The following is a 15720-nucleotide window of genomic DNA, read 5'->3' as shown; positions in this document are numbered from 1 at the left end:
GGTTATCTCGCTCCTGTTCCGCTGACTTCTGTGCCAATGTCCCGGGCCATCCCCGCGTACGTGTCACGCGCCACCAGCAACCGCTCGAGGCGGAACCGTCCGGGTTCGGCGTCCCGGACCGCCTGTCCCTCGGGCGTCCAGAACTCGTCCTCCGGTACGGCGTCCCACCCGGCCGGGACGAACTTGATCACCTCGGCGACGGCGGCCTGCGCGATGGCGAGCACCCTACCGGCCTCGGTGGGATCCTCGGGCACCGCCGCCGCGGCGGTGTCGGCCACATCCAGCCACTGGCCCGCGTCGAGGATCTCGGACGGCTCCGGCCCGCCGAACGTCGGCCAGCCCTGCACGGGCGTCTCCCGCGCCGGCAAGCCGAACAGGTACTCACGCTCGGCGGAACACCCCGGACAGGTCGCGGCGTAGCTGGAGGCGAGCTCGCCGTCGAGCTCGACCAGCGCCTGTTCCCAGGGAGCGTCGACCGAACCGCAGTCCGGGCAGGGATGCAGCTCGAGGTACAGCTGTGCCTCGTCCCGGGTTCGCGCCACCGCGAAGGACATGGTGCCCCTCTCGTTCTCGAGGTCTCGGAGTATCCATCATCGGTGTCACTGCCCGCTCAGCCCGTGGCCGGTCGGTGAAATGTGCCGTCCGCCCGGGCGGGACGAGTTCCGGGCGCCCTGGCCGGAGGCGGGCGTGATCGCCCGCGCGGCCGTCGTGTAGTCGAGCGCCTTGAGCACGTCGCGAGGCACGTTCGCCTTCTCCAGCGCGTCGGCGACCTTGGCGCTGAAGCTGCCGTCCGGGCCGGTGCTGTTGTACAGCTCGCGCAGGTCGACCCGGCCCTCGGCCATCAGCGCCAGGTTCGGGTGCAAGGTCGCGAAGGCCGAGGCGAACCCGCCGTCGGCCTCGCCGATCATGGAGCCGTTCTCCAGGGCCTGGTACTTGCGTTCGGTGCCGTCGGCCTCCTGCACCAGCAGCACTACCGGCCTGTGTTCGGCCTTCGCCTTGGCGAGGGCGTCCACCAGCGGCCGGTACGGCTGGAAGACCGCGCCGGACTTGCCCTCGCCGTACTCGGTCGCGGTGACGTCCGGCGGCCCGAACTCGGCCGGCCTGGCCTGCAGCCGTGCCTCGGCCAGTACGGCGTCGAGCGCGGCGCCGTTCTCCATCTGCCGGAGCCCCTCGAGGTACTTGTGGGCGAGCATCCGGACGAACATCTCGCCACGCGCCAGGTTCGGCAGGTGGCTGGACGTACGCGTGACGGGCTCGCCGCGGCCGTTGTCGGTGGTCGTGCGGACCGTGGCGTCGTACACCATCGGGATCCGGACCGTGACCATCTGGCCCTCGACGAACCTGCTGCCCTCCAGCCGGGTGCCGTTGGCGTCCGACGACTGCTCCTTGACCTGCTCGCCGATCGAGCCGCCCGCAGAGACGATCCCGCTGTCGAGGCCGCCGCTCACGGTGAGCGGGGTGAGACGGTTGCCGCTGCTGGAGGCCCGGTACGCCTCCTGGCGACGCCACACGCGGCCTTCCTGTCCCTCGACCTCGGGGCCGTGCAGCTCCCAGCCGACCGCGGTCGCGTTGACCGTGACGTTCACCATCGTGCGTCCGTTGCCGGGTTGTGCCATCGGCTGCAGGTTGATGCCGTCACCGAGCAGCCGGCCGGCCTTGGCCTTCAGCGCGGTCGGTTTCAGGTTCGTCTGAATCAGATGCCGGTACTCCTCGACGCCACGCTCGCCGAGGACGCCGGGCTGCTTCAGATGGGCGGTGAGGTTCGTGAGCAGCTGATTCTGCCCCTCGTCGCCCTTGCCGTGCAGGGCGACCCGGATCGGGACGGCCCCTTCGGGCAGCTCGATCGGCCGGTGCTCGGCGCGTTCCTCCAGCTCGGACTGCTGCTCGACCCGCGGGCCGTCCATCAGGTCGCCGCGGGGGATCCACTGGATCATGTCCGCCCGGACCTCGCGCGGCGCGGACACACTGGTGATGTCGGCCGGGTCGATCCGGCCGAGCTTCCAGCGGGCGCTGGCCATCGCCGCGGCGCCGGCGTTGCGGACCCGGACGACCTCCGTGGTGAACACGACCTTTTGATGTGTCCGATCCAGCTCGAAGCCGAACCGGTCGATCGTCGTGTTCTGTTCGCTGCCGGCGGCCGTGTGTGTCTTGGTCTGGTCCGTCGAGACTGCGACGGACCCGTCGGCGTCGAGGACGGCGCCGGGCTTGCCGTCGATCCCGCCGTTGATGGTCACGGTGTGACCGGTCGACCGGTCGATCTGCTCGTAGTCGTAGTTCTGCCCGATGCCGAACGTATCCTCCTTGGGGATGTCCGGGGTGCCGTCGGGCTTGTCCGGCACGCCTTCGATCCGGCGTTCGCCCTCGTACCGGGCCCGCACCCGGACGAACAGCACGTCCGGACGCTGCTGCCCCTGGATCGGCACCTCGATCGGCACCTCGAAGCCGTCCACGCCGAGCATGTCCTCGAGATGGCCCTGGTAGCTGTCCGGGCTGAGGTCGACGTCGAGGGCGTTCTGCAGCAGGCGGCTGGCGTTGCGCAGGCCGGGCGCGATCTCGTCCACCTGCGGCCCGACCAGCTTCCGCAGGTCGACCAGCTCGTCCTCCGTGCCCTCGACGGTGATCGACTCGAGTTGGGCAGCGCCGAGGCTCTCGTCGTACGCCTCGGAGGTGTGGACGACGCGGTGCTGCTCGGCCTGTGCCACGGCGCGCTCGGTGGTGGCACGGAGCTGCTCCTCCGCGCCGGCGGCCTGCTGTACCGGGACCTTGGCGCGCTCCTGGAGCTTCGCGGCGAGGAGGTCGGGCGTGTGCTCGGCCGCGAGGCCGGTAGTGACGCCGGCCTTCTCCCGCTGGTACCGGCTGAGGAAACCGGCCGCTACCCGGTGGCTGATCGGCAGCTTGTCGTTCAGGTAGCGCTCGGCGGCGTCGGCCGCCACCCACAGGGGCAGGTCGAGCTTGCGGGTCGCGTAGAGCTCCAGCGCCCGCCGCTCGGCCATCGCCTTCTGCGCCAGCGCGTCGGGCAGCGGGACGGAGCGCAGTACCTCGCCGTTGTGGACGATGTCCGCGGTCATCTTGTACCGCTCGATGAACTCGTGGTGCGTGCCGGTGTTGACCAGCAGCCGCTCGTCGCCGGACGTCTCGCTGGTCGAGGTGGACTGCGACCTGCCGCCGGTCCGGCCGAGGGACAGGCCGCCGGACTTCGCGGCACCGTCGGCCTGGACCGCGCCGCCACCGGCGTTGGCCGAGACGCCGCCCGAGGCGGACGTCCCCGAGGTCGAGCCGACGTCGCTCATCGTGAAGTTGACGTCGACGGTGTTCTGCTGGCTCATCGCGAGGTGGGTGAGGCTGACCGCCTCGCCCCGGATCACGATCTCGTACTCCTGCGGCAGCAGCGTGCCGTCGGTGAGCGCGTGCACCGGGTTGCCCGGGGCCCGGACCACGGTGAACGGCAGCCGGTACTCGCCGTTCATCCACTCGCGGTTGGCGACCAGGCTGGCCGGTGACAGCGCCTCGTGCAGCGCCGGCAGCGCGGTGGAGTCGGACCGGATCGCGGGGATCGCCTTGCACAGCTCGTCGGCCGCGTTACCGGCGTCGACGGCGACCGGGATCGCCTGCTGGACGGCGGCCCGGTGCGGCGGCTTCGGGTTCTTCTCGAACACGGGAGCCGACGCCCGGGTCAAGGAGCTGTCGTACGCGATCTCCATGCTGCCCTGGACGTCCGCGATCGGCGGCGCGTCGCCGCGATCGGTGATCTCGGCGAACGTGATCCGGAGGTTCTGCTCGAACCGGTCGAGGGGCTCGGTGGATTCGTTGAGCGTGACCCGGTTGACCCGTCGGCCGGCCGTCCAGCTGAAGTTCCGGCCGCGGGCGTTCCGGCTGAGCTTGACGCCGGCCCTCCCGGAAACTCCGGCGACTCCTTCGCCCGGCGAGCGCGAGCCGCCGAGTCCCGCGGACAGCGGAAGCGACTTGGACCGGCCGGACGTCCGGCCGGTGGCCCGCGAGCTGATGCCGAGCCGGACGGCATTCTCGTTCGTGCTGACGCCGACGCCTTCGGCCGTGAAGTCCAAGGTGTTCTCGTCGTGCTCCTGCGCCGCCGACAGCCGGAACGGCCGCCAGCGCGGCGTACCAAGCGGTCCTCGGTCCTCGAGCATCACGATCAGGCCGCCCTGGCAGGCCTGGTCGATCCCCGCCTCCATCCGTGGCGCGCTGATCTGCTGGAAGACGCGCTCGCGGTTCCTGAGCTGCTCGGGCGTCGCCTTCTCGCCTGGCCGCGCGACCAGCCCCATCGTGCTCAGGTGCTCCAGCGCCTGGTCCCGGGCCTGCTCGGCGCCCTTGAGATTCTGCGCCAGGCCTCTGCCGACGCCGCGCAGCTGGTTCTCGCCGAGGCCCATGGACGGCGGCAGCGTCTGCGGCACGGCCGACGGCTGGGCGTCGCCGCGCAGCACCACCCGGCCGCGTTGGTCCAGCTGGACCGAGCCGTCGGCGTCCCGCGGTACGGCGTCCTTGTCCGCTCGGCCGCCGACCCGCAGCAGGTCGTTCTCCGCGACCCGCAACAGCGCCCGGCAGTCACCGGTCTCGACGATCGGCTTCGCCGAGGGATCGCCGACCTTGCGCAGGGTCGCGCGCACGTTGAGACCGATCAGGACACCCTGCGTCGGCCCTTGGTTGCGGTGTACGACAGGAGTGATCGAGGTTGTGCTGACGCTCTGACCGCCCGAGCGCGACACGTTGCGTCCGGCCGACACGTTCGGGGACACGTTCACGCCGGACCCGGCGATGTTGTTGAGCGTCGCCGCCGCCGACAGCGGGTTCGACTTGTCCACGAGCTTGCCCGGGAACGCGGCCGACGCGGTGCCGGTGGAGGACGCGCCGTACGTCTGGCTCGCGTTGACGCCGGCGAAGTCGACGAGGACCTCTTCCTGCCACATCTCCGCACTCGACTCGCCGACCAGCTCGGCCCGGCCCCAGACCGGCTCGACCTCCCAGGTGAGTTCGTACTCCGTCTCGCCGCCGGACGGGATCTGCCGGGTGATTCCGCCCGGCCGGCTCATCTCGCGCAGCAGACGGTGCGAGTCGTTGATCATCAGGCCGGCGATGTGGTTGTACGACACCCGGTCCAGTCCGCCGTACTGCTGCTGGGCCTTGCGGACGAGGCGGTCGGTGACGTCCTGCAGTCCGCTCATGCTCGTGACGGCGTGCCGCGGGAACTCGCCGGTGACCTGCTGCCCCTGGCCGAGATCGTCCAGCGAGACCGTCTCGGACGGCGGCTTCACCGTGTAGGCGCTGGACACCCAGGTCTGCTGCCGGCCGGCGTCGAGCGTCTCGACCGACGACCAGGGCTCGGTGGGGGAGCTCCGAACCTCGATCTCCCACTCGCCGGACCACTCGTAGAGCAGTGACTCGCCGCGGTTGTCGTCGACCCAGCCGGACTGGTGGTGCGCCGTGGCCCCGCTGTTCTCGGCCAGTGACCGGCCGCGGGACACCTCGACCCTGGGGGCGACGAGCTGTGCGGCGGCGTGCATCGGCGTACCGGGTGCGGCCAGCGCCATCAGCATTCCCAGGTTCACGCCGACGTTCACGTTGGTGGAGTGGGTGTCGGTGGTGCCGACGCTCGTGCCGCCCTCGCCCAGCGACCCGGACATCTGCTCGGCCATCCGGTAGTCGCGATCGGTCACCTCGGTGACGTCACGCGGCTTCATCCGCAGCCGGACCTGCGCCAGCTTGGTGACGTCGTCGTCGGGTCCGTTGCCGACGGCAAACACCATCCCGTCACGGGACAGCAGCCGCCGGTACTCCGCCGCGGGGATCGGGAGCGGTCCGCGGGTCGGCAGCTGCTCGGCGATGCGGTTCGCGGCCAGGATCCGGTTGATGTCCGCGACCGGCAGGCTGAGCCGCTTGCCTTCCGGCATACCGGTCATCAGCAGGTCCTTGACCGGCATCGCCCGGTCGACACTGCGCTCGTACGCCAGCGCCTGCTGTTTCGCCGTACCGGCCAGCTCGGTGATCCGGGCCGGGGAGGCACCGGCGTCGATCTCGGTCAGCAGGGTCTGGTAGCCGGTCAGGGCCTGCCGTGCGGCACCGGCGGCCTGCGTGTAGCCGTCGGCGATCTCCGTGTGCCGGCGGGCCTTGTTCTCCGCGGTGACGGCGGCGCCGCGCAGTACGCGGGCGCGCTCGGGGGCGCCGAGATCGCGGCCCTGGTCCTCGGTCGCGGCCTCGCGCTTCTTCGACTCGGCGTCGTCGGCGGCGACGCGCGAGCTGTCCCGCTTCGTCGTCGCGTTCGCCTCGAGATCCGCGGCGGCCGCCTCGAGGGCCTCGATCTGGGTGACGACCTGACCGCGCAGGTGGGCGGGGGTGTGCCGGGCCGGCTTCGTCTCGGCCTCCGCGCGTGCCGCGGCGATTCCGGAAGCGGTGGCGCCCGGGTCGGCGACCGCACCGGCGGTCCAGGGCAGTGCGGGCTCGGCGCCGCCGCGGCGCCGGATCGTCCGGGCGAGGCCCTCCAGGTCGAGCTGGAGGTCCGCGATGCTGCGCGATCCGCTCGGCCGCCCGGTCGCCAGCATCTCGGCGCGGGCCTCGTGCCAGTCGCGGAGCAGGACCTGGAACGCGGCATGGTCGGCCTGCAGTCGCCGGTCGCGACGTTCGTGGCCGAAAACGGAGCGCAGCTTGCCGAAGACGCCGCGCGGACGCTCGGCCTGGGCCGCGGCGACCTCCTGCGTCATCAGCGACAGCTGGTGGGTCCAGACGTGGCGGAGCTGCTCGTCGGCGAGCCCGGACGAGATCCGCAGGACGTGCGGATCGTCGGCCGTGCCGGCGCGCACGTCGCCCTGCGCCAAGGCGCCCAAGGTCGTGTTCCCGACCTCGACGCGGACGTGCTGGGGTACGTCGGTGGCCGTCGTCCGCAGGACGGCGCGGTTGGATCGGGTGTCGATCACCGGCTGGTCGGTCACCGACGCGGCCAGGTCCACCTGGTTCATGGAGGCCAGTACGCCGAGCGCGTGCGTCTCGGTCAGAGCAGGCTGCGTGCTCGGACGCGTCCCGGTCGTCAGGCCCGTACCGCGCACCTGCGCCGTCCGGACGCGGCGTCCCTGCGCGCTGCGGTGCCTGCCTCCGACCTCGGCGCGATGCCGTCCGCGACGTCGCGGCGCGGGCGCGGTGTTCAGGCCGAGCAGCCCGGCGTCGCGGCTGATGGCGGCCGACGCGGACACGATGGTGGACGGTGTGGCCGTGGTCTTCGGCGCCGTCATCCGGCTCAGCCGGGCGGCGGCTTCAGGGTCGTCGCCGGCCGCACTGCTGAGGGCGACGCGCAGCATCGCCTCGCCCTCGATGCGGCGGGACCGGTTCAGCCCAGGCGCACCCAGGTAGCGGTCCAGCGCCTCGGTCGCACCACGAGCGGCTGGCTGGCGGCGCGTGCGAGCGGCCTCGGAGCCGAGGACACCGATCGCCTCCGCGAGCAGACGGTCGTCGCTGACCCGGTCGGCTGCCCGGCGGGCGAGCAGGTCTTCCATCGCCCGCATGACGTCGGCCGGCAGCAGGTCGTCGTGACGGCCGAGCCGGACCCGGCCGTCACGGAGCGGGACCGCCGACGGGTGCAGGATCCCGAGGGCGTATCCGATGGCCCAGCGCGCACGAACCGTCGCGTTCGCCGCCGACAACGTCGTTGTGGTCAGCCGAATCACCCCGTTCTGTCGGTGCCCGGGTGCTCACCAGTTGTCACCAGGACCCTCTGGTTCCGGAATCTAGCAAACAAACGGTTACTCGCCAGCTACTCGATTCACCCGGACTGTTAACGATTTACCCTGAAAGGTCCACCTAGGATCCTTTTCATGTGGGAGAAGTTCGGTGACTCGGCGTGGAACATCCCCGAAGCGCGCAGCACGGTGGCCCAACTGCGGCACCACGCCGGTGACGGACCGGAGTACGACGGGATCGAGCTCTTCCTCGCGCTGTGCGACTACCTCGACCAGTTGCACGGGAGCGATCGGCAGCGTGGGCGGCACGGGTTCGACTACTTCTACACGGGCGACGAACTCACGGCGTTGACGACCGCGGTCCGGGAGGTCCGCGGCCCGCGGGTCGAGCCGGACCCGGATTCGGACCGGTTGGTCCAGCCGGTGAACGCCGCGGTCACGCTGGCCGAGGGGCGGGACCTGGTGACCTGGCTGGAGGCCCGGCCGGGCTGGGAGCGGGAGATCGGACTGTGCCTGCGGGCGATGTATGCCTATCTAGACCAGTTGTACGGCGGTCCGGGCACTTTCAACCAGCTGCTCCAGCCGGGCGAAGTCGAACAGGTGGCGGCACGGTAAACGCACCGGACGTGTCTCCGGGCCGCTGGCGCGTTTGGCACCTCGGTGCCATTACGGTATGCGGGTGAGTCTCTCGTCCTCCACACGTAGTTCTTCCCAAGGGTCCCGGGCCGCGGCCCGGTCGGCCGGTGGCAGCCCGGCCCGCCTCCCCAGCGGCCGGGAACGGCGGCCGGCACTGGCCGCGCTGGCGGTCATCCTGATCCTCCTCGGCGCGGCCGGATCGGCCCTGATCGCGCTGAACAGCGGCAACCGGTCCGACTTCGTGGCGATCTCCGCCGAGTCACTGCCGCCCGGGCACAAGATCGAGGAGAAGGACTTCTCCCGCGGTGACCTCGCCGGTGCCACCGGCGGCCTGATCCCGTGGTCCGAGGCGGAGAAGTACGTCGGCCGGTACACCACCAGCTGGCTGTACAAGGACCAGTTCGTCACGCCGGCCAACTTCACCCCGGACGGGCAGCCGCCGATCCCGACCGGCGGCGCGCTGGTGGGTGTCAGTCTCGAGGCCGGCCGCGCGCCGTCGGACGGGCTGAAGGTCGGCGACATCGTCACGGTCATCCGCGTCCCGAGTGCGAACCAGGAAGGTGCCGCGACGCCGCTGGTCAGTGCTGCCGAGGTGACGTCGAGCGCCGGTGCGATCACCGACAGCAAGACGAGTGCGAACAGCTCGCTGAACGTGACGATCCTGATCCCCGCGGACAAGGTCAACCCGGTCGCGGCCGCCGCGGCGGCGAAGACGCTTGTCCTGGTGAAGCTGTCGCCCGGGATGAAGCCCGAGGTCTCACGCACCGGCGGGGGCAACTGATGGCACTGGTTGCACTGGCGAGCGCGAAGGGCTCGCCCGGCGTGACCACGGCGAGCCTCGTCTTCGGTGCGCTCTGGCCGCGGCAGGTGCTGCTGGCCGAGTGCGACCCGGCCGGTAGCGACGTCGCGATCCGGATGACCGGGCAGGGCGGTGCGCCGCTGAACTCCGACCGTGGACTGGTCAGCCTCGCCGCCGCGAGCCGTAAGGGCCTGGGCGACGAGGTGATCCTCGCGCACAGCCAGCAGCTCGACGGCGGTCTCGACGTACTGCTCGGTGTTCGCTCGCCGGAACAGGTGGGCGGTATGGGCGGACTGTGGCACCCGCTCGGCATCTCGTTCAACCAGATGCAGCACGGCGACGTCCTGGCCGACTGCGGGCGGATCGGAGCCGCGTCGCCGCAGCTGCCCGTCATCCAGTCCGCGCGTCTCGTCGTACTGGTGTGTTCTGCGACCGGCTCGTCCGTGGCGCACCTGCGGGAGCGGCTGTCGACGCTCGTGCACCATGTCGACGCCCAGCTCGGTGTTGTCGTGGTCGCCGATCCGAAGCAGCGGGACGGGGTGAAGCAGGTCTGGACCGTGCTGGACGCGATGTCCCTTCCGGTGCGGCACCGCTGGCACCTGGCGTACGACCCGGCCGGCGCCGCGTTCTTCGACGGTCGCGGTCACGGCCGCCTCGACAAGACCCAGCTGATCCGGTCCGCCAGCGTCATCACGGCGGAGATGGCCGCGCTGGTCGCGGCGCCGCCGCCGCAGGACTTCGACATGGCGAACGCCGCATTCCCGCCGCCACCGGGTGATTACCAGTGAGCGCCGATCAGGAACTCGTGCGGCGGCTGCGGGCGCAGGTCGCCGAACGGCTGAACGAGCAGCGCCGCCGTGACCAGGTGAACGGCGTACCTCCGATGAGCGCGGAGGACGAGCGGGAGTACGCGCGGTCGCTGATCGTGCAGGTGCTGGAGGACCACGCGCGGTACGAGCTGGCCGAGGGGCGGACGCCGCCGACGCCGGACGACGACGCGCAGATCGCCGGTGCGATCCACTCCGCGCTGTTCGGCGTCGGCCGGCTGCAGCCGCTGATCGACGACCCCGAGGTCGAGAACATCGACATCAACGGGTACGACCAGGTCTTCGTGCAGTACGGCGACGGTCGCGAGGAGACCCCGGGACCGGTGGCCGAGAGCGACGACGAACTGGTCGAGCTGATCCAGGTGCTCGCGGCCCACGCCGGCCTGACCAGCCGCCCGTTCGACTCGGCGAACCCGCAGCTGGACCTCCGGCTGCCGGACGGCTCGCGGCTGTCGGCGGTGATGGGCGTGACCGCCCGTCCCGCGGTCTCGATCCGCCGCGCCCGGCTGGGCAAGGTGTTCCTGAAGGACCTGGTGGTCAACGGGACCATGAGCGAGGACGTCGGCTCGTTCCTGCGGGCGGCGGTCGCGGCGCGCAAGAACATCATGATCGCGGGCGCGACGAACTCCGGGAAGACCACGCTGCTGCGCGCGCTGGCCAACGAGATCCAGCCGCACGAGCGGCTGATCACCGTCGAGCGCTCGCTCGAGCTCGGGCTGGGGGAGTTCAAGGACCTGCACCCGAACGTCGTCGCGTTCGAGGAGCGGCTGCCGAACTCCGAAGGCGTCGGCGAGGTCACGATGGCCGACCTGGTCCGCCGCTCGCTGCGCATGAACCCCTCGCGGGTGATCGTCGGTGAGGTGCTCGGCGACGAGATCGTCACGATGCTGAACGCGATGAGCCAGGGTAACGACGGCTCGCTGTCGACGATCCACTCGAACAGCTCGATGGAAGTGTTCAACCGGATCAGCACCTACGCGATCCAGGCGATGGAACGGCTCCCGATGGACGCCACCCAGATGCTGATCGCGGGCGCCCTGGACTTCGTGGTGTTCGTCCGCAAGCACAACGACTACGTCCGCGGCGGCGGCCTGAGCCGGTACGTCGAGAGCATCCGGGAGGTCACCGGCTGGGACGGACGGGTGCTGTCCGGCGAGGTGTTCGCGCCCGGACCGGACGGCCGCGCCGCGGCGCACGCGCCGATCGCGTGCATGGACGAACTCGAGCACTTCGGGTACCAGCCGCTCGTACACGGGACCTGGGCGTGATGCGATGAACGACCGGACGTTGCTGGCGCTGCTGTGCGGTGCGGTGGTCGGTGGTGCGGTGCTGCTGCTGATCGTCGCGATCCGCGGCACCGAGCCGAAGGACGAGACGCCGTCGCTGTTCCGCAACCGCAGCGCCGAGAACCGCAAGAACATGGTGCGGCTGGGCGTCGGCATCGGTGTCGGCCTGCTGGTGCTGGTGGTGACCCGCTGGCTGGTGCTCGCGGTCGCGCTCGGCCTGCTCGCCGGGATGGCGGACCGCTTCTTCGGCGGCACCGGTGAGGAGCGCCGGGCGATCGACCGCCTGGACGCCCTGGCCACCTGGACCGAGGCGCTGCGTGACACCATCGCCGGCGCGGTCGGCCTGGAACAGGCGATCCCGGCCACCGCGGTGAACGCGGCGCCGGCGATCAAGCCCGGCCTGAACCTGCTGGTCGACCGGCTGCGGATCCGCGAACCGTTGCCGTCGGCCCTGATGCGGTTCGCCGACGACCTCGACGACCCGTCGGCCGACCTGATCGTCGCGGCCCTGGTGCTGAACGCCCGGCTGCGTGGACCGGGTCTGCGCGAGGTCCTCAGTGCGCTCGCCGACTCGGCCCGCGAGGAGCTCGACGTACGGCGGAAGGTCGCGGCGGAACGCCGGTCCACCCGGCGCAGCGTGCAGGTGGTCGTCGCGATCACGCTGCTGATGGCGGCTGGGCTCGTGCTGTTCAACCCGACGTACATGGCGCCGTACACGAGCTTCATCGGCCAGGTCGTGCTGGCCGTGGTGATCGCGCTCTACGCGTTGGGCCTGCTGTGGCTGCGGCGGCTGGCGAAGATCGAGGTCCCGGAGCGGTTCCTGATCGGCGTCCGGAAGGACCAGCACCTGAACCGTCCCGGTGACGAGCGGATGGAGGTGGTGAACGGATGACGTGGGCCTTCATCACCGGCGGTATCGCCGGGCTCGGCGTGTACGTGCTGGTCCGGATGTTCATCAAGCCGCGGGCCAACGTGCTGTCCACGATCGCGCGGATCGACGCAGGCCGCGGCGGGTACACCAGCGGCGCCACCACCAGCGCCGCGGGCGAGCGCGTGCTGGGCGGCGTGGACCGGGCTCGGGAGACGCTCGGCCGGCGGCTGGAGGCGGAGGCGAACGCGCGGGGCTGGGCGTTCGGCAAGCTCCGCCGCGACCTCGCGGTGATGAACCAGCCGTTCGCCGCGATGCTCGCGACCAAGGTGTTCTTCGCGCTCGGTGCGCTGGTCTTCATCCCGCTGGTGCTGTTCCTGTTCTCCGCGATCGGGCTCGCCGCGCCGGGAGCGACCCCGGCGATCGTGACGCTGGCGTTCATGGCGCTGGCGTTCTTCCTGCCCGACCTGGCGCTGCGGCAGGAGGCGGAGAAGCGGCGCCGGGACTTCCGGCACGTGGTCGGCAGCTTCCTGGACCTGGTCGCGATGAACCTCGCGGGCGGCCGCGGTCTGCCGGAGGCGCTGATGACCGCGTCGACGATCGGCGACCACTGGGCGATGGCCCGGATCCGGCAGGCGCTGGCCAACGCGCGGCTGATCGGCATCACGCCGTGGGACGCGATGGCGCGGCTCGGCGAGGACCTCGGCGTCGAGGAACTGCGCGACCTGGCCTCGGCGCTCGCGCTGGCCGGTGACGAGGGCGCGAAGATCCGCTCGTCGCTGCTCGCCCGGGCGGCGTCGCTGCGGCGCAAGGAGCTCGCCGACGTCGAAGGCAAGGCGGGTGAGCGATCCCAGTCGATGTTGGTCGCCCAGCTCGTGATGATCGCGGCGTTCTTCCTGTTCCTGGCCTTCCCGGCCGGCGCGGCGATCCTCGGAAGCTAGGGGGTACGAGCATGGATCCGTTGGGCGGAGTTGTCCGTCGAACACGGCATACTGAGGCCTGCTTCGGCCTCACGACACGGAAGGCATGCGGATGACCTCGGAGTTGATGTTCTGGCGGGCCATGGCCGGCTATGCGGTGGCACGGGCCCAGGCCCAGCGTGCCCGGGCACGGGCGGGACAGACCGAGCTGGGCGCCTCCGCGCTGGAATGGGCGATCATCTCGGCGATCCTGGTCGCCGCCGCGCTGGCGATCGGCGTGGTCGTCAAGCGGGTGATCACCAAGCGCACCGCCGAGATCGACCAGGGCTGACGTCCACCGTGGTACGGCGGCGCGCGCCGCGGAGGGCGGCGTGGAGAAAGGGGCGGAGACGGTCGGAGCGAGGCGTCAGCACACTCGAGCTGGCCATCCTCGCGCCGTCGATCCTCGCGCTGATCTTCGTCTCCATCCAGACCGCTCTCTGGCTGTACGGGCGGTCCGTCGCGCTGAACGCGGCGCAGGAGGGCGTGTCCCGGCTGCGGCTGGTGCAGCCGCCGGTCTACACCACGGCTGTGGGGGAGAAGGTGCGGTCGGACATCCAGTCCTACGCCCAGCAGTTGGGCGGTACGACGCTGCAGAACACCGACGTCCCGTTCCCGTCGTACAACAGCCCGGAAGGCATGGTCTCGTTCACGGTCACCGGTGACACCGTCTCGCTGGTGCCCGGACTGAAGCTGAAGGTGAGCCGGACCGCCACCGGCCCGATCGAGCAGTTCGACGCCGACAAGTGAGTGTGAGGACGATGCGCAGGGTGCTGGGGACCCGCGGGCGGCACCGCCGCGAGCGGGGCACGATGGCGCTGGAGATGGTGATCCTCGCGCCTGTGCTGCTCGCGCTGTTCATGTTCCTGCTGGCCTGCGGACGGTACTTCCAGACGTCGTCGCTGCTGGAGAGCGCGGCCCGCGACGGCGCCCGCGCCGCCAGCCAGTCGCGATCGATGCAGGAGGCCCAGGGGCGGGTCGACGACGCCGTCACCGGCACGATGAGCCAGGCGGTGAAGTCCTGCAAGGACTCCGCGTCCGGCTCGATCACGACCGGCTTCGCCGCCGGTACGCCGTTGTCGGTCGAGGTCACGTGCACGATCAACTACCGCGACCTGGGCCTGCTCGGGCTGGGCGGCGACACCAAGATCACCAAGCGCTTCACGTCTTCGATCGACCCGTACCGGGGGGTGCGCGGTGACGGCTCCTGAGCGCTACCGGTCCCGGCTCGTCGAGTTCCTGCGGATCGATGCGCCGCGCAACCACCGGCGGTTCGCCCGCGGCGCGCTGAGCCCGGCGGTCGCGATCCTCGCGGTGATGATCTTCACCCTGGCCGGCCTGGTGATCGACGGCGGCCGGCAGCTGGGTGCGCGGTCCCGGGCCGTCAGCTACGCCCAGGAGGCGGCGCGGGTCGGCGCCGCCGCGATCCAGCTGAACGTCGCCGAGGCGAAGATCGACACCACGAAGGCGGCGACCGCGATCGCGGGGTTCTGCGGTCAGTTGCAGTCCAACGACCCGTCCGTGACGGGGTGCGGACCGACCACGCTGACCGAGAAGGAAGTCGCCATCCAGGTCGACATCGCCAACAAGACGACGTTCCTCGGCCTGATCGGCAAGCAGTCGCTGAAGGCGGTCGGCACCGGCCAGGCGCACGCCGAGCAGGGCGTCACCAAGGCCGACGACAGCCCGACCATCCCGCCGATCGTGGTGAACTCGACCACCGACGATCCCGGCGCGCCGATCACCACCGCGCAGCCGCCGACGATCGACCTGCCGTGCCCGACCTGGACGGTCGGCTCGCCGACACCGATCTGGACGCTGTCGCCGTTCCCGTTCCCGCGGACCTGCACGCCGAACGTGACCCCGACACCCACCCCGGACCCGTCCGGCACACCGCCGACCGACAGCCCGTCGGGGCCCACGACTTCGCCCACTGAGCGCTAAGACCGGAGGAAAGTGTTCGTGCGTAGGTTTGCCCTCCCCGCCGCCGCGCTGATCGGCGTGCTGCTGCTGAGTGCCTGCGGCAAGGACTCGACCGACGGCGGCCGCCCGGTCCCCGTCGGCGGCGGCGACTCAGGTACGACGGCCTCGACCACCCCGACCGCGGAACCGAGCCGGACCAGCAGCGCGCCGACCCAACCGGCCACCACCGCGAAGCCGACCGCGCCCGCCGCGAAACAGGTCATCGTCCAACCCGGGAACTTCGCGTCCAACCCCGCCGTCCAAGGCCTCGTGACCAGCTACCCGCTGTACTTCCAGGCCCTCGTGACAAAGGACGACACAATCCTCAAGAAGCAGTTCCCGTCGTTCTTCTACGCGGACGTGTCGCAGGCGATTCTGGATGCCCAGCGCAACGGCTGGGTGATGAAGCCGCCGGGCAGTGTCGTGGTCGTCGGTGCGCGGAGCACACCGGACAACACCGTGGCGGTGCAGACCTGTCGCTCACAGACCACGCAGTACTGGGACCCGAAGTCGCGGACGTGGACAGTCGTGGCCCCGAAGGGGTCTCCGGAGGTCATCGAGATGATCAAGACCGGGCTCGGCTGGATGCCGTACCGCCTGGCCACGAGCAAAGGCGTGAACTGCGCGGGAGTGCGCTATCCGGCCTAGATCGGAAGTGTCGATTTCAGGTTGCGAAGAGGTGACGGGGCACAGAGCAACGG

The 15720-nt window shown here is 70.9% G+C and carries 13 protein-coding genes; 11 read left to right on the top strand and 2 right to left on the bottom strand.

Features of this window, described 5'->3' with window-relative positions; genetic code table 11:
- Nucleotides 1-2 precede the first annotated feature (2 nt).
- Together BJY22_RS28470 and BJY22_RS28465 are read right to left on the bottom strand one after the other, a co-directional pair.
- Nucleotides 3-554 carry a hypothetical protein gene (locus tag BJY22_RS28470; RefSeq protein WP_167212642.1) on the bottom strand — a complete coding sequence of 184 codons (552 nt, stop codon included), beginning with the start codon at nucleotides 552-554 and terminating at the stop codon, nucleotides 3-5.
- A 45-nt stretch (nucleotides 555-599) separates the two neighbouring features.
- Nucleotides 600-7670, bottom strand: a complete 7071-nt coding sequence (locus tag BJY22_RS28465) for a hypothetical protein (RefSeq protein WP_167212639.1) — start codon at nucleotides 7668-7670, stop codon at nucleotides 600-602.
- A gap of 147 nt (nucleotides 7671-7817) precedes the next feature.
- Here BJY22_RS28465 and BJY22_RS28460 point away from each other — a divergent pair, with 147 nt between their 5' ends.
- The 11 genes from BJY22_RS28460 to BJY22_RS28410 all read left to right on the top strand — a co-directional run bounded on the left by BJY22_RS28460 (nucleotide 7818) and on the right by BJY22_RS28410 (nucleotide 15667).
- Nucleotides 7818-8297 carry a hypothetical protein gene (locus tag BJY22_RS28460; protein WP_167212634.1) on the top strand — a complete coding sequence of 160 codons (480 nt, stop codon included), beginning with the start codon at nucleotides 7818-7820 and terminating at the stop codon, nucleotides 8295-8297.
- A gap of 64 nt (nucleotides 8298-8361) precedes the next feature.
- On the top strand, nucleotides 8362-9099 hold the full coding sequence (locus BJY22_RS28455; protein WP_167212632.1) for a hypothetical protein: 738 nt from the start codon (nucleotides 8362-8364) through the stop codon (nucleotides 9097-9099).
- Entirely contained in the window at nucleotides 9099-9905 is an 807-nt protein-coding gene (locus BJY22_RS28450; protein WP_167212630.1) for a CpaE/TadZ family protein, read from the top strand. The genes BJY22_RS28455 and BJY22_RS28450 overlap by 1 nt, the downstream gene beginning before the upstream one ends.
- The gene (locus tag BJY22_RS28445; protein WP_167212628.1) at nucleotides 9902-11212 is read left to right on the top strand and encodes an ATPase, T2SS/T4P/T4SS family; all 1311 of its coding nucleotides are present in this window, start codon (nucleotides 9902-9904) and stop codon (nucleotides 11210-11212) included. Before BJY22_RS28450 ends, BJY22_RS28445 begins: the two co-directional genes overlap by 4 nt.
- 4 nt (nucleotides 11213-11216) lie before the next feature.
- On the top strand, nucleotides 11217-12122 hold the full coding sequence (locus BJY22_RS28440) for a type II secretion system F family protein (RefSeq protein ID WP_167212625.1): 906 nt from the start codon (nucleotides 11217-11219) through the stop codon (nucleotides 12120-12122).
- Entirely contained in the window at nucleotides 12119-13039 is a 921-nt protein-coding gene (locus BJY22_RS28435; protein ID WP_167212622.1) for a type II secretion system F family protein, read from the top strand. Before BJY22_RS28440 ends, BJY22_RS28435 begins: the two co-directional genes overlap by 4 nt.
- Nucleotides 13040-13130: 91 nt before the next feature.
- Entirely contained in the window at nucleotides 13131-13349 is a 219-nt protein-coding gene (locus BJY22_RS28430; protein ID WP_167212619.1) for a hypothetical protein, read from the top strand.
- Between the two features lie 8 nt (nucleotides 13350-13357).
- Complete coding sequence (locus BJY22_RS28425; RefSeq protein ID WP_337759306.1) at nucleotides 13358-13807, top strand: TadE/TadG family type IV pilus assembly protein; 450 nt, start codon at nucleotides 13358-13360, stop codon at nucleotides 13805-13807.
- A gap of 11 nt (nucleotides 13808-13818) precedes the next feature.
- The gene (locus BJY22_RS28420; RefSeq protein WP_167212613.1) at nucleotides 13819-14268 is read left to right on the top strand and encodes a TadE/TadG family type IV pilus assembly protein; all 450 of its coding nucleotides are present in this window, start codon (nucleotides 13819-13821) and stop codon (nucleotides 14266-14268) included.
- On the top strand, nucleotides 14255-15001 hold the full coding sequence (locus tag BJY22_RS28415) for a pilus assembly protein TadG-related protein (RefSeq protein WP_202891299.1): 747 nt from the start codon (nucleotides 14255-14257) through the stop codon (nucleotides 14999-15001). Before BJY22_RS28420 ends, BJY22_RS28415 begins: the two co-directional genes overlap by 14 nt.
- A gap of 18 nt (nucleotides 15002-15019) precedes the next feature.
- Nucleotides 15020-15667 (top strand): hypothetical protein, encoded by a 648-nt coding sequence (locus BJY22_RS28410; RefSeq protein ID WP_337759304.1) that lies wholly within the window; start codon nucleotides 15020-15022, stop codon nucleotides 15665-15667.
- The last annotated feature ends 53 nt before the right edge of the window (nucleotides 15668-15720 follow it).

Source organism: Kribbella shirazensis, from assembly GCF_011761605.1.
Taxonomy (GTDB): domain Bacteria; phylum Actinomycetota; class Actinomycetes; order Propionibacteriales; family Kribbellaceae; genus Kribbella; species Kribbella shirazensis.
The sequence above is the reverse complement of the archived record's forward strand: the minus strand, read 5'-3'. Positions and strand labels throughout refer to the sequence as shown.